The sequence below is a fragment of the Micromonospora sp. KLBMP9576 genome, from assembly GCF_050941805.1.
Taxonomy (GTDB): domain Bacteria; phylum Actinomycetota; class Actinomycetes; order Mycobacteriales; family Micromonosporaceae; genus Micromonospora.
Genome location: NZ_CP194567.1, coordinates 4,676,916 through 4,697,211 on the forward strand (window position 1 = coordinate 4,676,916; position 20,296 = coordinate 4,697,211).

14 protein-coding genes and 1 pseudogene are annotated in these 20,296 nt (G+C 75.7%); 10 read left to right on the forward strand and 5 right to left on the reverse strand.

Annotation, left to right across the window (positions count from 1 at the left end; genetic code table 11):
- Positions 1-175 precede the first annotated feature (175 nt).
- Complete coding sequence (murA, locus tag ACQ452_RS20440) at positions 176-1,543, forward strand: UDP-N-acetylglucosamine 1-carboxyvinyltransferase (protein ID WP_433394279.1); 1,368 nt, start codon at positions 176-178, stop codon at positions 1,541-1,543.
- Positions 1,544-1,613: 70 nt separating this feature from the next.
- Entirely contained in the window at positions 1,614-2,222 is a 609-nt protein-coding gene (locus ACQ452_RS20445) for a DUF3043 domain-containing protein (RefSeq protein ID WP_433386727.1), read from the forward strand.
- Between the two features lie 4,066 nt (positions 2,223-6,288).
- On the opposite strand, the gene ACQ452_RS20450 is transcribed toward ACQ452_RS20445, so the two are convergent.
- Positions 6,289-6,768 carry a hypothetical protein gene (locus tag ACQ452_RS20450; protein ID WP_433386728.1) on the reverse strand — a complete coding sequence of 160 codons (480 nt, stop codon included), beginning with the start codon at positions 6,766-6,768 and terminating at the stop codon, positions 6,289-6,291.
- Positions 6,769-6,871: 103 nt separating this feature from the next.
- On the opposite strand from ACQ452_RS20450, the gene ACQ452_RS20455 reads away from it, so the two are divergent.
- Complete coding sequence (locus ACQ452_RS20455; protein WP_433386729.1) at positions 6,872-8,098, forward strand: WG repeat-containing protein; 1,227 nt, start codon at positions 6,872-6,874, stop codon at positions 8,096-8,098.
- 59 nt (positions 8,099-8,157) lie between these two features.
- On the forward strand, positions 8,158-9,156 hold the full coding sequence (locus ACQ452_RS20460; protein WP_433386730.1) for an aldo/keto reductase family protein: 999 nt from the start codon (positions 8,158-8,160) through the stop codon (positions 9,154-9,156).
- Positions 9,157-9,241: 85 nt separating this feature from the next.
- Here the strand turns inward: ACQ452_RS20460 and ACQ452_RS20465 are convergent, their stop codons facing one another.
- On the reverse strand, positions 9,242-10,039 hold the full coding sequence (locus ACQ452_RS20465) for a site-2 protease family protein (protein ID WP_433386731.1): 798 nt from the start codon (positions 10,037-10,039) through the stop codon (positions 9,242-9,244).
- Positions 10,039-10,239: a hypothetical protein gene (locus ACQ452_RS20470; RefSeq protein ID WP_433386732.1), complete on the reverse strand. Its 201-nt coding sequence runs from the start codon at positions 10,237-10,239 to the stop codon at positions 10,039-10,041. Before ACQ452_RS20470 ends, ACQ452_RS20465 begins: the two co-directional genes overlap by 1 nt.
- A gap of 210 nt (positions 10,240-10,449) precedes the next feature.
- Here ACQ452_RS20470 and ACQ452_RS20475 point away from each other — a divergent pair, with 210 nt between their 5' ends.
- From ACQ452_RS20475 to ACQ452_RS20495, 5 genes and pseudogenes are all read left to right on the forward strand, one after another.
- The gene (locus ACQ452_RS20475; protein ID WP_433386733.1) at positions 10,450-10,650 is read left to right on the forward strand and encodes a hypothetical protein; all 201 of its coding nucleotides are present in this window, start codon (positions 10,450-10,452) and stop codon (positions 10,648-10,650) included.
- A gap of 53 nt (positions 10,651-10,703) precedes the next feature.
- Positions 10,704-12,551 carry a protein kinase domain-containing protein gene (locus tag ACQ452_RS20480; protein WP_433386734.1) on the forward strand — a complete coding sequence of 616 codons (1,848 nt, stop codon included), beginning with the start codon at positions 10,704-10,706 and terminating at the stop codon, positions 12,549-12,551.
- A 112-nt stretch (positions 12,552-12,663) separates the two neighbouring features.
- Complete coding sequence (locus ACQ452_RS20485; RefSeq protein WP_433386735.1) at positions 12,664-14,640, forward strand: bifunctional adenosylcobinamide kinase/adenosylcobinamide-phosphate guanylyltransferase; 1,977 nt, start codon at positions 12,664-12,666, stop codon at positions 14,638-14,640.
- Positions 14,630-15,402, forward strand: a pseudogene (cobS, locus tag ACQ452_RS20490) (adenosylcobinamide-GDP ribazoletransferase). Before ACQ452_RS20485 ends, cobS begins: the two are co-directional and overlap by 11 nt.
- Positions 15,403-15,468: 66 nt before the next feature.
- Positions 15,469-16,764, forward strand: a complete 1,296-nt coding sequence (locus ACQ452_RS20495; protein WP_433386736.1) for a DUF2314 domain-containing protein — start codon at positions 15,469-15,471, stop codon at positions 16,762-16,764.
- A gap of 99 nt (positions 16,765-16,863) precedes the next feature.
- Here ACQ452_RS20495 and gcvT read toward each other — a convergent pair whose 3' ends face one another.
- The gene (gcvT, locus tag ACQ452_RS20500) at positions 16,864-18,000 is read right to left on the reverse strand and encodes a glycine cleavage system aminomethyltransferase GcvT (RefSeq protein ID WP_433386737.1); all 1,137 of its coding nucleotides are present in this window, start codon (positions 17,998-18,000) and stop codon (positions 16,864-16,866) included.
- Between the two features lie 161 nt (positions 18,001-18,161).
- On the opposite strand from gcvT, the gene ACQ452_RS20505 reads away from it, so the two are divergent.
- A complete protein-coding gene (locus tag ACQ452_RS20505) occupies positions 18,162-19,721 on the forward strand; it encodes a leucyl aminopeptidase (RefSeq protein ID WP_433386738.1) in 1,560 nt (519 codons plus the stop codon).
- 67 nt (positions 19,722-19,788) lie between these two features.
- Here ACQ452_RS20505 and ACQ452_RS20510 read toward each other — a convergent pair whose 3' ends face one another.
- Positions 19,789-20,118, reverse strand: coding sequence for a hypothetical protein (locus ACQ452_RS20510; protein ID WP_433386739.1), 330 nt, complete (start codon positions 20,116-20,118; stop codon positions 19,789-19,791).
- Between the last annotated feature and the right edge of the window lie 178 nt (positions 20,119-20,296).

Consider the following 20,296-nt stretch of genomic DNA (forward strand, 5'->3'; position numbering starts at 1 on the left):
GGAAAAGGGTCCGATCACCGATTAATACCCTCCGGGGTGATGTGACCGGGTCCATCGCCGTCACCGAGGGCTATGCTGCCGGTGCGACGACTCACGCGGGCCGTTCCGACATGGCCGCGTTCCGGGGAGCGATGACTGTCGCGATCCCCACCAACAACACGGCAGCACCGACGCGCTGGAGGTTGCATTGACCGACGACGTCCTGGTCGTACACGGAGGGACTCCGCTCGAAGGGCGGATCCGCGTGCGCGGCGCGAAGAACCTGGTTTCGAAGGCGATGGTCGCCGCGTTGCTGGGTGACAGCCCGAGTCGACTGTTCGACGTGCCGAAGATCCGCGACGTCGAGGTGGTCCGTGGCCTGCTCGGCCTGCACGGCGTCAAGGTCACCGACGGCGAGGAGGACGGCGAGCTCGTCTTCGACCCGGCGAACGTGGAGAGCGCCAGCACGGACCAGATCAACGTGCACGCGGGCTCCAGCCGGATCCCGATCCTGTTCTGCGGGCCGCTGCTGCACCGCCTCGGCCACGCCTTCATCCCCGACCTGGGCGGCTGCCACATCGGGCCGCGCCCGATCGACTTCCACCTGCAGGCGCTGCGGGAGTTCGGGGCGACGGTCGACAAGACCCCGGAGGGGCTGCACCTGTCGGCGCCGAACGGGCTGCACGGCACGAAGTTCGCCCTGCCGTACCCGAGCGTCGGCGCGACCGAGCAGGTGCTGCTGACGGCCGTGATGGCCGAGGGCGTCACCGAGCTGCGCAACGCGGCGGTCGAGCCGGAGATCATCGACCTGATCTGCCTCCTGCAGAAGATGGGCGCGATCATCAAGGTGCACACCGACCGGGTCATCGAGATCCAGGGTGTGCCGAAGCTGCACGGTTACACGCACCGGCCGATCCCGGACCGGATCGAGGCGGCGAGCTGGGCGGCGGCGGCGCTCGCCACCCGCGGCCACGTCGAGGTGCTCGGCGCGCAGCAGGCCGACATGATGACCTTCCTGAACATCTTCCGCTCCGTCGGCGGCGAGTACGAGGTCACCGACGCCCGGCCGCCGAAGCTGGGCGACCCGGGCCAGGAGGGCGGCATCCGGTTCTGGCACCCCGGCGGCGAGCTGAGGTCGGTGGCCCTGGAGACCGACGTGCACCCGGGCTTCATGACCGACTGGCAGCAGCCGCTGGTGGTGGCGCTCACCCAGGCCCGGGGCCTGTCCATCGTCCACGAGACGGTCTACGAGCAGCGGCTGGGCTACACCGAGGCGCTCAACTCGATGGGTGCCAACATCCAGGTCTACCGGGACTGCCTGGGCGGCACCCCGTGCCGCTTCGGCCGGCGCAACTTCAAGCACTCCGCGGTCATCGCGGGGCCGAGCAAGCTGCACGCCGCCGACCTGGTCATCCCCGACCTGCGGGCCGGCTTCAGCCACCTGATCGCCGCGCTGGCCGCCGAGGGCACCTCCCGGGTCTACGGCGTGGACCTGATCAACCGGGGCTACGAGGACTTCGAGGCGAAGCTCGCCGACCTGGGCGCGCACACCGAACGTCCGTAACGTCCGCTCCCGCCGGCGCCCGGTGCACCGCGATGTGCACCGGGCGCCGGCGGGTAGCTACCCTTTCCGGGTGCCGTCGCTGTTTCGCCGCAAGTCCTCCGACCTCGCCGACGAGGCCGTCACTCCGGTGACCCCCGGCGAGGAGTCCACGCCCGCGCAGCCCCGGGGCTACACCCCGAGCAAGAAGGAGCTGGGCAGGGTCACCCCGAAGCGTCCCGTCGCCGGCCGCCGGCCGACCGCGCCCAGCAAGCCCTTGACCAAGGAGGAGCAGCGGGAGCGCAAGCGCCTGCTGCGCGCCGAGGCGGCAGCGGAGTTCCGCCGGGAGGGCGGCCCCCGCGACCGTGGCCCGGAGCGGCTGCTGGCCCGCAACGTGGTGGACTCCCGGCGTACGGTCGGCACCTGGTTCTTCGGTGGGGCGCTGATCGTGCTGATCGGCTCGAACGCCGCCATGCCCCCGGTCATCCGCCTGGTCTCCAACATCCTCTGGGGCGCGCTCGCCCTGGGTGTGGTGATCGACTCGGTCCTGATCTCGCGCAAGATCCGCAAGCTGGTCCGGGAGCGCTTCCCGAACACCGGGCAGCGGATGGGCTCGCTCTACCTCTACGCCGTCATGCGGTCCATCACGTTCCGCCGGATGCGGGCCCCCGCGCCCCAGGTCAACATCGGCGACCCGGTCTGAGCCTGCCGCGTACGAAGCCCCCTCCCGCGCCAGCGTGAGGGGGCACCCGACGCGTCGGGCCCGGCGGCCACCCCGCGCCGCAGCCGCCCCCACGACCAACCACGCCCCGGCCTCACCCACGCGGTACGCGCAACCGGCGTCCGGCATGGTCACCACGCCCGCCGACGACGGCCACCGGCACGGCGCGTAACGACAAAAGCGCGTTCCGGTTATAGACTTAAATGTCCGGAACCGTAGGATAACGTTTGGGGCGGTGGGCGGTGCCACAGTGGCGGTGGGCAAGCCCACGCCGTTACCCTCCTTGCGCAGCAGGGCCGTACCGGAGAGGGCGACTCTACCGGCACGTGGAGCGCCCAGCGGGACAATGTGCATTGAGGTGACATCGCCGTGAGCGAGCGGACGCGGGCCGGCCGACGGGGCGCCGCCGTGAGCGGGCAGACGCCTGCCGGGCACCCGGGCACGCCCGCTCGCGGACCGCGCGCCACGGCTGTCCCGCCTACCCTCCGTGGTGGCCGACGGGTCACGTCCCCACCGTCCCGGGCCACCCTCGGGCGCCGCGCCGACGCCGGCAGGCCGACCGGATGAGCCGCTACGTCGACCACTGGCGCGACTCCGGCGAGCCGGCCTGGATGATCGAGCCCACCAGCGAGTGGCACCCGCAGTTCCCTGGCCAGCGCTACGCGGGCGACATCGGCGTCGAACACGCGCCCCGCAGCCGGCCCGCCGCCGTCGGCCGGGCCGAAGTGCCCCCGCTCGCACCGACCCGACCCGACGGGACCTACCTCGGCCGTTCCTGGGACGACCTACCCGACGGCCGGCCCGGCCGGCAGGACGGCTGGAGCGCTCGCCAGGACGGCTCCACCGGTCGGCCCGACGGCCTCGACGCGCGACGACACGGCGACGACTCGTACCGCCACCCGCCCGCCCAGCCGCGCCGGCAGGACGACGACCGCCAGTGGCCGCCCCGGCAGGAACCGCCGTACCGCAACGACCGGGGCGGTTTCGACACCCCCGCCCGGTCGGTCGACTCCCACCGGCCGGTCGACTCCCACCGGCCCGTCGACTCGCCCCGGCCACGAGACCACGCCGGTCACGACCGCTACGACACCCGCACGCCCCGGTACGAGCCGACCGGGCGCGACCGCCCCGTTTCCCCCGCCGGCAGGTCGGAGGCGGGCTGGGTCCCCGAGCCCGTCGACGACGCGCCCCGCCGCCGTCCGTCCACCTACGAGCCGGACGCCGGCCACGACCGCCGACCGGGCCCCGGCCGCGACCGCCTCGACGAGCGCGGCCACGAGCGACCGGCGGCGTCCGGGCCCGAGCGCCGGCCGGGAACCGCCGACGACCGCCGGCCGGGCGAGGACGATCACCGTCCCCGCTACCAGTGGGGAGCCCCGGCGCCGCGACCCGTCGACGGGTCGCGGGAGCGCCCCTCCGACATCGCCCGGGAACGCCCGGCCGACGGCATGCGCGAGCGCCCGCCGCACAACCCGCAGGAACGCCCGGCCGACTCGCGGTGGGACCGCTCTGCCGACTCGCGGGGGGAGGACGGTCGCGGCGGGCGGGGCCGCGAGTCCGGCGTGCCCGCCGACGGGTGGCGACGCGCCGATCGGGCTCCCGCCGCCGGGCAGCACCCGCGCCCCGACGGGCAACGGTGGCAGCAGGAGCCGGACGAGCCCCGGCGGGCGCACGAGGCGGCGCGCGCCGAGACGTACCCGGATCGGGGTCGGCGCGCGACCCGGCCGGACGCCGAGGCCTACCGGGAGACCCGAGGGCATCCGCAGCAGGACGGCGGCCTGCCCTGGCCGTCGCCCGGCCCGGTGCAGCCCGGTTTCGACCGGGACGCGCCGCGGCGTGCCGAGCCCCGCCCCGAGTACCGGCGACCGGTCGAGCGCCCCGACGACGCCGCGGTCCCACCCGCCCCGCCCGGCCACGACCACCGGCGGCCATCATCGACGTACGGTTCCCCGGTCTCCGGCCCGGCCGCGCCCACGAACTTCCGGCCCCCGGTCGGGGACGCCCCGGTCCCAGGCCACCCCGTCTCCCCCGCCCCGGGCCGACCCCAACCCGACCGACCGCCCGCCGACCGACCGCCCGCCGAGCGACCCCAGTCCGACCGGCCGTCCGTTGACCGGCCGGAGCCCGTCGCGCCGGTGCGGCCGAGGGCCGAACGCCCGACGCCGCCGGCGGATGGGGCGGTCCAGCGCCCGACGCCGCCGGCGGGTCCGCACGCCGGACGCCCCGTGGCGCCGGTGGGCCCGCACCCCGCCCGGCCGGGACCACCGGCGCACGAGGAATCCCTCCCACCCACCGGTGGCACGCCGCACTCCGCCCCGGCAGAGCGCGCCAGCGCGCCTTCCGCCGGCCGGCGGCCCGTGGAGTCCCGGCCCGCGCCGGAGGAGACGCCCGGCAGCGCCCTGCGCGCGCCGTCGGGGGCGACGACCAGCGAGGTACGCGATCCGGCACCGCTACGCCCGGGGCCGGCCACGCAGGCCCCGCCGGCCGCACCGACGCCAACCGCGGATACGACCGCACCGGACGCCCCGCCGCCGCCGCTGATCGGACCCGACAAACCCAAGCGGTACGTCCCGCCACCGCCGAGCGACCCGCCAGCGTCGGCCGGCCCGCCACGCCCCGAGCCAGCCGCTTCGAGCGGGCCCGACGCCTGGTTCCGGCCGTCCCAGCCCGTGGCGGCTCCGACCGTGCCGGACGAAGCGCCGCTCGCTGCCGCGGGTGACGCGCCCGGGTTCCCCGCCGCGGGCGTGCAGCCGGCCCCGGTGCCGGGTCACGACGCCCCCAACCCGTGGCCCGCCGACGAGGCTCCCTCCTCTCCCGAGCCCGCTCGCGCGGTCCCCCAGCCCTCCACCGGGGCCGGCTCCGAAGCCGGCGAGCGGGCCTTCGCGGTGCCCGGTCCGTCCGCCGGGCCGGTCCCCGTGCCTGCCCCGGCCGCCCCTGCGAGCGCCGTCCCGGCCGCACCCCCGGTCAGGCAGCCGGAGACCCCGCCGTCGGCTCGGCCGGTCCCCACGGCATCCGCACCCGCCACCACCCCACCCGAGCGCCCCGACCTCGCGGCACCCGCCACCACCCCATCCGAGCGCCCCGACCTCGCGGCACCCGCCACCACCCCACGCGAGCGGCTCGCACCCGCAGCGCCCGCGGTCTCGGCGGCCCCGGACCGGCTCACGCCGCCAGCACCGTCCGTCCCACCGGGCCCGGCGCCGGTCGCCGGCCCGGCGTCCGGACCGCCGTCGGAAGCGGTCCCGGCCGACCCGGCCCGCCCCGATCCCGGGGCAACGGATCGGAACGTGCCGGATGCGGCGGTACGACCCCGAGTCGCACCGCCGACCCTCGGAGCCCCCGTCACTCACGAGCCCGACGACAGTCCCCCGGTGTCGGACGCCGCCGGCACCGGCCTGCCGACCCCACCCGGCCCCGCCACGGGCACCGCCGACCCCCGCGTGGCTCCTACCCAGCCGCGTACGGCCGGCGCGGAGGCCCCCACCGGGCACGTCCCGACGACGCCCGGCCCGAATCGCACCGAGCGAGCGCCGAACGCCCCGGCAGAACCCGTCGGTGCAACACCTTGGTTGTCACCCAAGGCTCTTGACACCCGTGGTGTTCCACCCGTGCCGACCGATCCGCGTCCGGTGTCCGGGCCGCCGGCCCGCGTGGCCATCCCGATGCCGGCGTCGGCCTTCCCCGTTGCCGGCTCCTCGGCCGAACCGGTGGAGGCGTACCCGGCCACGTCCGCCGCCGCGCAGCGGGCCGCACCGGTGTCGGCCCCGCCGATCGCACCGGTCACCGCCCCACCGGCCGACAGCGCGTCGCCCCCGCCGCCGGCACCGGTCGCCGCGCCGCAGGACACACAGCCCGTCACCTCGACCGGGACCGCGCCGGCCACACCGTCGGCACCAGAAGTCACCTCGACCGAGGGCGCGCCCGGCACACCGCAGGCATCGCCTGCCCTCACCGGGGCCGCGCCGGCCAGGACGCCCCAGCCCGACCACGCCCACCCGGACCGCGCCGACCAGTACCGCGCCGACGAGGGCGGACACGCCGCGGCCGGTCACCCCCACGCCGGAACCGCGCCGGCCGGGACGCCCGCACCGCAGCCCGTCGCCACACCCGTCACGGACCCCGGGCCGGCGTCGCCGCTCCGACCCGGTGCCGCGTCGCCGACGCAATCGGCGCCGCCCGCCCGGACCCTGCCGGTACCGTCCGACCCAGAGCCGCCGATCCGTCCCGGGTCCCCGCCGCCTACCGCCGACGCGCCCGCCCCGGCGCGCACTCCCGAGCCCAGCCCCGCCGCGACGGACAGCGTCACGACGGGCAGCCCCGCACCGGGCAGCGCCACGACGAGCGGCACCACACCCGACACCACCGCAGGAGCCAGCACGACGCCCGGCGGCACCACAGCCGACATCACCGCCTCAGGCCACGCCACCACCAGGGACACCACACCCGACACTGCGAGAACCAGCGCCACGACCAGCGGCAGTGCCTCGGACGGCGCCGCAACGGAGGCCGTCGCGGGCGGCAACGCCACGACGGGTGACAACGCCACGAGCACCGTCGGGGCGCAGGGCGATCCGGAGGAGGTGCTCGCGAGGTACCGCTGGCGACTCGATCCGGCGACCCTCCGGGAGGTCGTGACGGAGCCGGACGAGTTCCGGTCGATCCGGCGGCGGCTGACCGGAAAGCTGGGTACGGCCGTGGACAACAGGACGCGCGCCCGGCTGCTGAGCCTGCGGGCCGTGGTGTCCCGGATCCTGGGCGAGTTGGACGACGCCCTCGCGGACGGCCGGCTCGCGCTGACGTACGCGGAGGCGACCGGGGAGTTGCGGCGTACGGCGGTGGCGCAGGCGCGGCTGGCGCACGTGCTGCGGTGGCGGGGCGAGTTCGCCGAGGCCGACCGGCTCTTCGCCGAGGCCAACTCCACCGAGTTGCCGCAGCGGCTGCGCGCGGTGCTGCACGAGCACGCCGGCCGGTGCTGCTACGACCAGGGCCGGCTGATGGAGGCCTGCCACCATTTCGAGCGGGCCCTGGACCTGCGCGGCACCGAGGATCCCGAGTTGCAGGCCCGGATCCGGCTGAGCCTGGACGCGGTGGCGGAGCGGGTCGCGCGGACGGGCTTCGGGCCGTACCCGCGTAGTCGCGAAGAGGTGCTGGAGCGTGACCGACCCCCGGTGCCGGCCCGCGACGGCGACCTGTGGGGGTTCTCCGACCCGGACGGTGACATGGTCGTCGCGGCCGGGTACGCGCAGGCGCAGCCGTTCCACGAGGGACTGGCCTGGGTGCGGCGTCCGGGTGCCGAGCGGTGGTCGCTGATCGACCGCGCCGGCGTGACGGTGCTCGACGCGGCGTACCCGGCGGTCCGCTCGTTCTCCGACGGGTTGGCCTGGGTGTCGGACGGCGGTGACGCCGGTTGGGTGGCGATCGACGCCACCGGCGACGTGGTCGTGGCGCATGGTTTCGCGGACGTGCGCCCGTTCCGGCGCGGCGTGGCGGTGGTCCGCCGGGACGGCTGGGGCGCGGTCGACCGCAACGGCCGGATCGTGGTGCCCACCCGGCACCAGGGGTTCGCGACGCTCCTGGTCGACGGCCGGCACGTCGAGGGTTTCACCGACGAGGGGCTGGCCGTGGTGGAGGTGGCCGGCCTGCTCGGCGTGGTGAACCGGGCCGGGAAGGTGCTGGTCCCGCCCACCCACGCGGCGCTGGTCGTCCATCCGGTCGCGTTCCTGGTCGGCGACGGCACCGGCCGCTGGGGCGCGCTGGACCGCCGGGGCGAGCCGCTGATCGATCCGGTGCACCACGACCGCGACGAGGTCACCGCCGAGATCGAACGTCTGCTCGTCGACGCCAGTCCCGTGCTGTGAGCGGCGGCGCCGACGGTCGCGGGCTTCGGGTGTGCTCCCGTCCGGGCTAGGGTCGGGGTATGGAATTCCGTCACCTGGGCCGTTCCGGCCTGATGGTCAGCGAGATCTCGTACGGCAACTGGATCACCCACGGGTCGCAGGTCGAGGAGGATGCGGCGTTCGCCTGCGTCCGGGCCGCCCTCGACACCGGCATCACCACCTTCGACACCGCCGACGTATACGCGAACACCCGCGCCGAGGACGTGTTGGGTCGCGCGCTGGAGGGCGAGCGGCGCGAGGGGTTGGAGATCTTCACCAAGGTGTACTGGCCGACGGGGCCGGGCCGCAACGACCGGGGCCTGTCCCGTAAGCACATCATGGAGTCGATCGACGGCTCGCTGCGCCGGCTGCGTACCGACCACGTGGACCTCTACCAGGCGCACCGCTACGACTACCACACGCCGCTGGAAGAGACGATGGAGGCGTTCGCCGACGTCGTACGCTCCGGCAAGGCGCTCTACATCGGCGTCTCGGAGTGGAAGGCGTCGCAGATCCGCGAGGCCCACCAGCTCGCCCGTCAGCTGCACATCCCGCTGGTCTCCAACCAGCCGCAGTACTCGATGCTGTGGCGGGTCATCGAGTCCGAGGTCGTGCCCACCAGCGAGGAGCTGGGCGTCGGGCAGATCGTCTGGTCGCCGATGGCGCAGGGCGTCCTGTCGGGCAAGTACCTGCCGGGCCAGCCCCCGCCCGCCGGTTCCCGGGCGACGGACGAGAAGTCGGGCGCGGGCTTCATCTCCCGGTTCCTGACCGACGACGTCCTGACCCGGGTGCAGCGGCTCAAGCCGCTGGCCGAGCAGGCCGGGCTGAGCATGGCGCAGTTCGCCGTGGCGTGGGTGCTGCAGAACCCGAACGTCTCCTCCGCGATCATCGGCGCCTCCCGCCCGGAGCAGGTGCGCGACAACGTCAAGGCGGCGGGTGTGAAGCTCGACGCCGACCTGATCAAGGCCGTCGACGAGATCCTCGACCCGATCGTCGAGCGGGACGCGGCGAAGACCGAGAGCCCGGCCGAGCGGCCGTGAGGCGGTGCCGGGCCGGCGCGCGGGTCGCGCCGGCCCGGCGTCCCCGGGGTAGGCCCGGCGTCCCCCGGGGGGTAGGCGGCGGCGCTCAGCCCTGCCAGAAACGGATCAGGTCCAGGCCCAGGGCGTAGAGCCACGGTGGCAGGCCGAGGGCGTCGCCGACGGCGAACACCGCGCCGAAGAACCAGCCGCTGATGCGGGGATTCCACAGCAGCGCGAACAGCAGGATGAAGCCGAACGGGGCGAACAGGTCGTACATCCGGCGCCACTGCGGGTTCAGCCACGGCTGGATCATGTTGCCGCCGTCGAGGCCGGGCACGGGCAGCAGGTTCAGTACGCTCGCGGTGAGCTGGAGGAACGCCAGCAGCGCCACGGCCGCCCAGAACTCGACCGGCTGGTCGTCGGCCGCGCCGAGGCGTACGGCGAGCACCAGGACCAGCGTGAACAGCACGTTGGTGGCGGGGCCGGCGAGGCTGACGAGGGTGTGCCGCAGCCGCCCCGCGATGGCGTGCCGGTCCACCCAGACCGCCCCGCCGGGCAGGCCGATGCCGCCGAGCAGCACGACGGCCACCGGCAGCGCGATCGACAGCAGCGGGTGGCTGTATTTCAGCGGGTTGAGTGTCAGGTAGCCGCGATGCGCGACACTGCGGTCGCCGGCCCGGAACGCGACGACCGCGTGCGCGTACTCGTGCAGGCAGAGCGACACCAACCAGCCGGACACCACGAAGAGGAACACGTCGAGCCGGACGTTGCCGATCCGGTTCCAGGTGAGCACCCCGCTGGTCACGAAGAGCGCGACCAGGGCGAGGAAGACCGGGCTGGGCCGCAGCGCCGCCCGGGGCACGCCGAGCACCAGCGGCTCGCCGCCCGGGCGGTCGCCCGCCATCACTCGGCCGGGGGCAGCAGGCTCATGTGGTAGTCCACCCGGTCGTCCTCGACGAGCGCGACCGAGGTGACGCCGGACGCCGCGAGCTCCCGCCAGGCCTGGCCGATCCAGGACTCGGCGTCCGCCTGACTGCCGAACGACTCCGCCGGCCCCTCGACCGCCTCGCCGTTCGCGCCCTCGTACCGCCAGCTCCACGCCATGCCGCGTCTCCCCTCGCCGCTGATGTCCTTGGGACGGACCCCGCCAGCGTAGTCGGCTCCGCGCGGGGCGGCTCACCATCCCGTGCGGCGCCGACGGCGAGGGTTCCCCGCCCCCGGTGCGGGTATGGGCCCCGTGACGCGAGCGGCGGCCGTGCCCGCAGGACGCGCGGGCGGTCGCGGAACCGCCCACCGGGCCGTAAGGAGGCGACGATGGACGAACCGATGCACGACAAGGACACCGAGACGCTGCGGAGGATGGCGGCGCGCGGCGGCATCGAGGGCACCGAGCGGATGGACCGGGAGGAGCTGCTGGACGCTCTCGTGGCCCGTCCCGGGGAGGGTGCCTGGCAGGAGGATCCGAAGCCGGCGGCCGTCAATCCCAACGACTTCCGCTACCAGGCGCCCCGGTAGGCACCGGTCGTCGGGCGGCCGCCCGTGTCGCGCCCGGCCGGTACGGTGTCGCGGTGCTTACTCACGGACTGGTGCTGAGTGACCGCTACCGGCTGGACGACCGGGTGGCGACCGGCGGCATGGGGGCGGTCTGGCGGTGTACGGATCTGATGCTGGAACGCCGGGTGGCGGTGAAGGTGCTGCTGCCGGCGTTGAGCGTGGATCCCGAGTTCACCGGCCGCTTCCGGGCCGAGGCACGGATGCTCGCCGCGTTGCGGCATCCGGGTGTGGTCGCGGTGCACGACGTGGGCCGCGCCGTGCTCGCCGACGGCAACCAGGTCGACTACCTGGTGATGGAGTACGTCGAGGGCCGGCCGCTGAGTGCCTGGCTGCGCCGCGCGGGGCGCCTCGATCCGACGTCGACCATGTCGGTGGTGGCGCAGGCCGCCGAGGCGCTGCACGCGGCGCACCTCGCCGGCATCGTGCACCGGGACGTGAAGCCGGGAAACCTGTTGGTGAAGACCGACGGGCGGTTGGTGCTGGTCGACTTCGGCATCGCCCGTTCCGGCACCACGGCGGGCATCACCGGCGTCAACGTGGTGCTCGGCACCGCCTCGTACATGTCGCCGGAGCAGGCCGCGAACCAGCGGGTCTCCCCGGCGACGGACGTCTACGCGCTCGGCGCGGTGGCATACTCCTGCCTGGCCGGCCAGCCGCCGTTCGACGGGGACAACCCGCTGCAGGTGGCGCTGCGCCACGTCCAGGACGAGCCGCCGCCGCTGCCGTCGGACATCCCGCCGGCGGTGGCCGCGCTGGTGCGGCGGGCGATGGCCAAGCGCCCGGGCGACCGGTTTCCCGACGCGGCGGCGCTGGCCGACGCGGCGGCCGAGGCACGCGACGCCACCCTGGCGGTGGCTCCGCGGTCCGCCCGCCCGCCATGGTCCGTCGCCGGGCCGGGGGCACTGCCGGACCTGTGGGCGCCGCTGCCGCCCGTCGACCCCGCGGCGGCGGGGCCGGTCCCCGGCGCCGGGCGGCCCATGCCGGCCCCGTCCACCGCGCCCGCCGCCGTGCTGCCCGCGTTCGCCGACGCGTCGACGCCCACCGCGATGCCGCACGCGGTCGGCCCGCTCGGCGGCCCGGGGCCGGACCCGGCGGGCGGCACCGTGGCATCGGTACCGTCCACCCGGCGGGACCCGGGCGCGCCACCGCCGTCCCGGCGGCGCCGGGGCGCGCTGGTCGGCGCGGCGGCCACCGTGTTCGCGGTGCTGGCCGGGGTGGTGGGGGCGGTCGCCGTCTTCTCCGGCGGCGACCGCCCGGCCGGCGGGAACGTGCCGGCGGCGCTGGCCGGCGAGCCCGCCGCCTCGGATCCGCCCGGCGCGGCGGTCGACGACGGCTCGGGCGAGCTGCGCGTCGCTCCCTCGCGCGGTCCCTCCCGCTCGCCGGCTGCGTCCGCGTCGACGTCGGCCACCGCGTCCGCGTCGCCGCCCGGCGGTGCGCCGGCCCCACCCCCCGGTGGCGGCGGGCCGACCGCGACCGCTCCGGGGCCGCCCGGTTCCACACCGACGTCCAGGCCGCCGGCGAAGCCCAACCCGTACACGCCGGTCGAGGCGTGCGGCAGCGGGTACCAGGTGATCGACTCGGCCGCCCTGACCGCGTCGGGCACCCGCAGGGGCAGGGTGTACCTGCTCTACCACGCCGGCAACGGCAACAACTGCGTGGTCACGATGAAGGAGACCTCGGTGGGCACGGCGACGGCCGCCACCGCCTGGCTGGAGGTGCGGGGGCGGGCCCGCGGCACCGACCGGGGTTCGTTCTCCTACTACGCCGGGCCGGTGCGGGCCAGGGCCGCCGGGGTCTGCGTCAGGTGGGGCGGATCCACGGGCGGTGCCAGCTACGCCAGCGGGTTCGAGCACTGCGGTTGAGTCCCGGCCCGGGGGCGACCCCTGCGGGAGGACGGTCGGGCCGCCCTGCCGGTGGGCGGTGGCCCGTACCTCCCGGGGGGCCGCACCGCGGCGCTGGCTCTAAAGTACGGGGATGTCCGTTGACGGGTGGAACACGGTCCTGGTGCTCGGCGGCATCCGGTCCGGGAAGTCCGAGTTCGCCGAGTCCCTGGTCGCCGACGCGCCGATGGTCCGCTACGTGGCGACCGCAGCCGACGCGCCCGCCGACGACGCGGAGTGGGCGGCCCGGCTGGCGACGCACCGCGGCCGTCGACCGGAGACCTGGACCACCGAGGAGACCGCGGACGACCCGCGCCGCCTCGCGGACGTGGTCGCCGCCGCCCGGCCGAACGAGACGCTGCTCGTCGACGATCTCGGCGGCTGGGCGACGGTGCTGCTCGACCCGGCCCACCAGCCGGCGGACGACACCGCCACCATCGCCGAACTGGCGGCGGCGGTCCGGGCCTGCCCGGCCCGGCTGGTGCTGGTCAGCCCCGAGGTCGGGCTGTCGCTGGTGCCCACCACCCCACTCGGTCGGGCGTTCACCGACGCGCTCGGCGCGGCCAACCGGGCGATCGCGGACGCCTGCGACGCCGTGGTCCTCGTGGTCGCCGGCCAGGCGGTCTGGTTGAAGCCGGGCGCCCCGCAGGCGGGCGCGGCGGCGGCGCGGTCCACCCCGGCTCCCCCGGCCGCCGGCACGGTCGAGGCGCCGGGCACCCCGGGACCCGCCCCGGACGTGTTCACTCCCGCCACGGAGCCGGCCGGCGACGCCGAGACCCGAGGCGGCACCGAGACCTCCGATGGCGGCGACTGGGCCGCCCCGACCATGGCGCTGCCGGTGGTCGCCACCGGCCTGGTCATCCAGGCCGGCATGGAACTGCCCATGCCCGACGAGTACGCGGGCCCGCAGGCGATCGAACGGCTCGCCACCCTGGACGTTGCGGGGGCGGGGCTGGGCGTGCTGGAACGGGCCGTCGGGTTCGCCGCCGCCACCCAGGGCACCGCCACCCCCGCCCCGTGGCACCCGGTGCGGGTGCTGCTGCTGCACGGCGACCATCTCGGCGACGCCGCCGCCGGCACGGTGCCGGGCGAGTCGGCACGCCGGGCCCGCGACGCCCGCTCCGGCCGGGGCGCGCTGGCCCGCCTGGCCGCCGAGAGCGGCGCCGAACTCGAGGTGGTGCGTGCCCCGGCGTCCGCACCCATGGAGGCCGGGCCGGCGCTGACCGGGGAGCAGGTCGAGGCGGCCCTGCGCCACGGCTGGCGGCTCGCCGAGGAGGCCGCCGACGCGGGCGTACGGCTGCTCGTGCTGGGGGCGTGCGGCGCCGGCACGGAGGCCGCCGCCGCGGCGGTGCTGGTGGCGACGGCGGGTGCCGAGGCGCCGGCCGTGCTCGGCCGGGTCGTCACGGGATCGGGTGAGATCGACGACGCGGCCTGGATGAGGCGCTGCGCGGCCGTGCGTGACGCCCTGCACCGGACCCGGCAGTCACCGCGCAGCGCCAAGGACGTGCTGGCCGAGCTGGGCGGCGGGGACGTCGCCGTGGCCACCGGTGTCCTGCTCGGCGCCACCGCCCGCCGGCTGCCGGTCATGCTCGACGGCCCGGTCGGGGTGGCCGCCGCCATGGTCTCCCGCGACCTGGCCGGGCAGGCTCGGCACTGGTGCCTGCTGGCCGACCACGGCGGGCACCCCGCCGTCCGCCTCGGTGCCGACGTGCTCGGCCTGACTCCGCTGCTCGACCTGCGGCTCGACCTCGGTGAGGGCGCGAACGCGCTCGCCGCGCTGCCGCTGCTGCGCTCGGTGCTGACGCTGGCCGCCGCCCTGCCGACCCACCCGGCGCTCGACGGTGACGGCGACGGCGGGCCGGCGGCCGACGAGCCCGACTTCTCCGAACCGGAGCCGGCCGGTCCCGGCCCCGCCAGCACCGGCCCCGCCAGCACCGAACCCGACTTCCGTGAGCCGCAGCCCGCCAGCACCGAACCCGACTTCCGTGAGCCGCAGCCCGCCGGCCCGGGTCCGACCACCGTCGGGCCGGAGACGGAGCCGGTGGACCCGTCCGGCCGGCGTGCCGGCTGAGTCGCGGCTCGCCGACGGGGCACGGCTGGCACTGACCACCTTCACCATCCTGCCGGTACGCGCCGGTCGCCTCGACCGCTCGGTGGCCGCCACGGCGATGGCGCTCGCCCCGGCGGTCGGGGCGCTGCTCGGCGTCGTCCTCGCCGGGATCCTGCTGCTGCCGGGTGCGCTCGCGCCCCCGCTGGTCGCGGCGGCGGTGACCGTCGGGGCCGGGGCGCTGCTCACCCGGGGGCTGCACCTCGACGGGCTGGCCGACACCGTGGACGCGCTGGGGTCGTACCGGCGGGGAGCAGCCGCGCTGGAGATCATGAAGAAGCCGGACGTCGGCCCGTTCGGGGTGGCCGCGCTGGTGGTCGTACTCCTGGTGCAGACGGCCGCCCTCGCGGAGCTGGTGCAACGGTCGTGGCCGGCGGCGCTCGCGGCGGTCGTCGCGGCGACCGCCGCCGGCCGGTTCGGGTGACGCTGGCCTGCCGGCGCGGGGTGCCGGCCGCCCGCCCGGACGGGCTCGGCGCGCTGGTCGCGGGCACCGTCGGGCCCGTCGCCCTGGCCGCCGGGGCGGTCGCCGTCGCGCTGCCGGCGCTCGCGGCCGTGCCGGGCCGCCCCTGGCAGGGGCCGCTCGCCGTCGCCGTCGCCCTCGCCGTCGCGGCGGGACTGCTGCGCCACGTGGTACGCCGGCTCGGTGGCGTCACCGGCGACGTGCTCGGCGCGACGGTCGAGGTGGTCACCACGCTGGTCTACCTGGGAGTGGTGCTGTCCGGCTGAGCGGTGCGCACCGCGCCGGGTAGCGTTCTCCCACGACAGCACCGGCGCGGCCATCCGGGAGACGACATGCTCATCACGGACGACTTCCTGCCCGTACCGGTTCCGGAGTCGCTGAGCGCGACCTACCTGGTGCCCATGACGGGGTTGCCGAGGGTGAGCGCGAAGACCGCCGTCGAGCGGCTCAGCGGCCGGCTGGCCGAGCCGGTGCACGGGCTGGCGCGGCACATGCTCGACAGCCCGCTGATGAGCGTGGACACCCGGCCGATCTCCGAGTTCCCCGCGCTGCCACCGGACCTGCTCACCGCGTTCGGCGCCACCGAGGCGCAGCTGGCCCGGTTGGCGGCGGCGAGCCACCTGGTGGTGGTGCAGGCCGAATACCGGCCGGGCTGGCCGCCGGCCCACGAGTGGGCGGCCCGGGCGGTCGCCGCGGCCGTCGCCGAATCCGTCGACGGCGACGTGGTGGACGTCTTCGGCCTCCGGTTCCTCGACCCGGCGACGGCGCTGCGCTCGCTCCCCGACGAGCAGGGGCGCATCCGGTTGGTCGACTGGGTGCTGGTGCCCTACTCCTCCGACGCGGAGGGGCTCTGGTTCACCACGAAGGGGCTGCGCCGCTTCGGGTTGCTGGAGTTGCAGACCCAGGGGGTGCCGGACCACCTGACCCGGGCCTGGGGTGCGGTGCTGACCGGCGCGGCCCGGCGGCTGCTGCGCGACTGGACCGACGGGCTCTCCGGCGAGGAGGTGCCCGCGTTCGTGCAGCTACCGGTGCTGGCGACGGTGACCGGGCACGACATCGCGGTCGCGTACGGCAATCCGGAGCAGCACGGGGCGACGGCGCCGGTGCTGCTGCGCCTGGAGCTGGACCCGGCCACCGACCCCGACGCCGACTCGTTCCTCAGCCTGCGCCCGCCGGCCGGGTACACCGGGCCGGACGGCCGCTACTTCGCCGCCGCCTGCGCCACGCTCTTCAGCGGCATCCAGCCGGACGTGCGTTACGCCCGGTCGGGCGACGCGATGAGCCGGGCGGTCGCCACCGCCCGGGCCTCGCTGGACGACATCCGTGCCCGGTTCCTCGCCGGTCAGCTTCCGCCGGACACGCAGCTCGTGGTGAAGTACGGCCTGCCCGGCGACGACGGGCCGGAGCTGGTCTGGGCCGGGGTGACCTCGTGGGAGGAGCCGGAGCGGATCGTGGCCGCCGGCGCCTGCGACGCCAACACCGACCCCACGGTGCGTATCGGCTCGCCAGTGGTGGTGGCGGCGGCCGACGTCGTCGACTGGGCGGTGCTCGACGGCACCGGCGTCATCGAGGGCGGCTGGACCCAGGCCGTCCTGGACGCCGGCGAACGCCCCCACCCCCAGCTCTAACCCCCACCCACCCCCACCCACACGCGTTGATCATGAAGTTGTTGCCCTCGACATCGGCGTGTCGCAGCAATAACTTCATGATCAACGCAGCGTGGGGGGTTATTTGACCGAGGGGGTGGTGAAAGGGGGGCGGGTTAGGCGGAGGGGGGCGCGGCGGCCGCGGATGTCGACCTCGACCAGGTCGCCGTCGGCGAGCTTCGGGTCCGTGTCCAGCAGGGCGAGGGCGATGCCCTGCTTCCTCGTCGGTGAGAACGTGCCACTGGTGACGATGCCGACCTGCGTGTCGCCGACGTGCACAGTCATGCCGGGGCGCGGGATGGCCCGGTCGACCGCCACCAGGCCGCGCAGCGTACGCCTCGGGCCGGCGGCCTTCTCCGCGAGCAGCGCGTCACGGCCCCAGAAGGCCGGCTTGTCCCAGCCGACCGCCCAGCCGGAGCGGGCCTGCACCGGGGTGATCTCGGGCGACAGGTCCTGGCCGTGCAGCGGGTAACCCATCTCGGTGCGCAGGGTGTCCCGGGCGGCCAGCCCGCAGGCGCGCAGCTCGGGGTCCGCCGCGAAGAGCGCGTCCCAGACCGCGACCGCGTCGCCCGCCGGCACCACCAGCTCGTAGCCCAGCTCGCCCGTGTAGCCGGTGCGGCACACGGTCAGCTCCACCGGGCCGGCGGCGGCGTCCAGGACGGCGGTGGAGAAGCTCATGTAGTCGTGCCCGGTCGGCAGGCCCAACGTCCCGAGCAGTTCCGCGCAGCGCGGCCCCTGCACGGCGAGGACGGCGTACGCCTCGTGCTCGTCGGTGACCGTGACCGACGGCGGGGCGGCGGCGCGCAGCCGGCGCACCACCTCGGCGGTGTTCGCGGCGTTCGGGATGAGGAAGACGTGGTCGTCGGCGTGCAGGTAGGCGATGATGTCGTCCACCACGCCGCCGGTGGCCTCGTCGCAGCAGAGGGTGTACTGCGCCCGGCCCGGCCCGATGCGGCCCAGGTCGTTGCTGAGGCAGGCGTTGACGAACTCCGCAGCGCCCGGCCCGGTCACCCGCACCTTGCCCAGGTGCGAGACGTCGAAGACACCCACCCGGGTCCGCACGGCGGCGTGCTCCTTCAGCACCCCGCCGCCGGCGTACTCCAGGGGCATTTCCCAGCCCCCGAACGGGGCGAACTTCGCGCCGCGAGCGGTGTGCCGCTCGTGCAGCGGGGAGCGGCGCGGCCGGGTCGCGGCGGCGGCGGAGGTCACGTCGGTCATGGTGGGAACTTACCGGGGGGTGGCCGGCTGGTTAGCATCGGCGGGGACCCGTCGGAGTCGTCGGCGGGACAGCCCCGACCTTCGGCGGGTACGTTCCGCCGGAGACCTCCATCGCCGGTACGCGACGACGCGACCGGCCCGGCCCGCCCGGAGTAGCTTCAGTGACATCGCCCGGCACCACCCTGAGACTGGTCGACACCGACCCCGCCGAACTCGCCGTCGACGCGATCGTGATCGGCCTGCACAGCCACACTGGAGAGCAGGCCGCCACCGGCGGTCTGCTGCTGGCCAGTGGCGCGGAGAGCATCGCGGTCGCCTTCGACGGCAAGCTGACCGAGACGCTGGCCCTGCTCGGCGCGACCGGTGGCCCCGGCGAGGTGATCAAGCTGGCCACGCTCGGCACCGTGACCGCCCCGGTGATCGCCGCCGTCGGGCTCGGCCCGGAGCCGACCGGCGCCGCCCCGGCACCGGAGACCCTGCGCCGGGCCGCCGGCGCGGCCGTGCGGGCGCTCGCGGGTGCCCCGCGGGTGGCCCTCGCGCTGCCGCTGCCGGACGACGCCGACGCGCCGGCCGCGCTGCGGGCGGTGGCGGAGGGCGCGCTGCTCGGCGGGTACCGCTTCGCCGGTTACAAGACCCGGCCGCAGCCGACCCGGCGCGAGCCGGTGGCCGAGGTCCTCGTCGCCGTGCCGGATGCCGGTGACGCCGGTGCGCAGGCCGAGATCGCCCGCGCCCAGGTGGTCGGCGGCGCGGTCCGGCGCACCCGGGACTGGGTCAACACGGCCCCGAACGAGCTGCGTCCGCCGTCCTTCGCCGACTCGGTGGCCGACGCCGCCCGCGAGGCCGGCCTGACGGTCGAGGTGCTCGACGAGACCGCCCTGGTCGCCGGCGGTTACGGCGGCATCGTCGCCGTCGGGCAGGGCTCGGAGGCCCCGCCGCGGCTGGTGAAGCTCAGCTACACGCCGGCGGACGGCGGCAACGGCAAGCGGGTGGCGCTGGTCGGCAAGGGCATCACCTTCGACACCGGCGGCATCTCGATCAAGCCGGCGCAGGGCATGTGGGAGATGAAGTCCGACATGGGTGGCGCCGCCGCGGTGGCCGCGACGATGCTGGCGGTCGCCGCGCTCAAGCCGTCGGTGGCCGTGACGGGATACCTGCCGATGGCGGAGAACATGCCGTCCGGGCGGTCGTACCGGCCGGGTGACGTGATCAGCATGTACAACGGCAAGAAGGTGGAGGTGCTCAACACCGACGCCGAGGGCCGGATGGTCCTGGGCGACGCGATGGCGCGGGCCTGCGAGGACGGCTGTGACTACCTCTTCGAGACGTCCACCCTCACGGGCGGTCAGGTCGTCGCGCTGGGCAAGCGCATCGCCGGCGTGATGGGCACCCCCGAGCTGTGCGAGCGGGTCAAGGTCGCCGGTGACGCGGTCGGCGAGCCGGCCTGGCCGATGCCGCTGCCGGACGACGTGCGCAAGGGCATGGACTCCGAGGTGGCCGACATCTCGCAGGTCAACGCCGGCATGGACCGGGCCGGTCACATGCTGCAGGGCGGTGTGTTCCTGCGGGAGTTCGTCACCGACGACGTCGCCTGGGCGCACATCGACATCGCCGGCCCGAGCTACCACTCGGGGGAGCCGACCGGCTACTGGACCAAGGGCGGCACGGGCGTGCCGGTGCGCACACTGGTCGAGCTCGTGCAGGACGTCGCCGCCAACGGCTGACGCACGGAAGGGCCCCTCGGCGACGGGGGGCCCTTCTCCGTTTCCCGTGGCCGGCGCGGAGACCGGATCAGAACAGCTCGGGGCGGCGCTTGCGGCGCTCGTTGTAGTCGCGCATCCGCTGCGGGTAGCCCATCAGCCGCACGTCGTAGACCGGAATGCCCATCCGGTACGCGAAGCGCCGCGCGCCGTCCGGCCCGTCGACGCGGCGGCGGGTCCACTCCCCGTCGTCGGCGATCAGCATGACAGTGGTCTCGGTGACTGTGGTCCGTGGCTCGATGTACGCCTCGACCCCCCGCCGGCTGCGGATGAAGCCCTCGAGGTGCTCCAGGTCCGCGCGGTCGGCGGCGCGGTCGAGGCTGACCGCCCGCGCCTTCTTGCGTCGCCGGAACAGTCCCACCGCGCGTCTCCCCCTTCGCCCGTCCTGCGGGACGGGCCGTCAGTCGTGCTCGAAACCAACGCCAAGCGTACGTGTCACGGACGTGTCGTTGGGCACCTCACTACGCGGGCGGCGGGCGGTGGTGACAAGATGACCGAGGTGGGGTGTGTCCGTGTTACCCCACGGTGACCCCCGAAGC

What these genes read in the sequence shown, in the direction of transcription:
- ACQ452_RS20460 (WP_433386730.1), top strand. Translation starts at nt 8,158, where the DNA reads ATGGAATTCCGTCACCTGGGCCGTTCCGGCCTGATGGTCAGCGAGATC.
- ACQ452_RS20465 (WP_433386731.1), bottom strand. Translation starts at nt 10,039, where the DNA reads ATGGCGGGCGACCGCCCGGGCGGCGAGCCGCTGGTGCTCGGCGTGCCC.
- ACQ452_RS20470 (WP_433386732.1), bottom strand. Translation starts at nt 10,239, where the DNA reads ATGGCGTGGAGCTGGCGGTACGAGGGCGCGAACGGCGAGGCGGTCGAG.
- ACQ452_RS20475 (WP_433386733.1), top strand. Translation starts at nt 10,450, where the DNA reads ATGGACGAACCGATGCACGACAAGGACACCGAGACGCTGCGGAGGATG.
- ACQ452_RS20485 (WP_433386735.1), top strand. Translation starts at nt 12,664, where the DNA reads ATGTCCGTTGACGGGTGGAACACGGTCCTGGTGCTCGGCGGCATCCGG.
- ACQ452_RS20495 (WP_433386736.1), top strand. Translation starts at nt 15,469, where the DNA reads ATGCTCATCACGGACGACTTCCTGCCCGTACCGGTTCCGGAGTCGCTG.
- gcvT (WP_433386737.1), bottom strand. Translation starts at nt 18,000, where the DNA reads ATGACCGACGTGACCTCCGCCGCCGCCGCGACCCGGCCGCGCCGCTCC.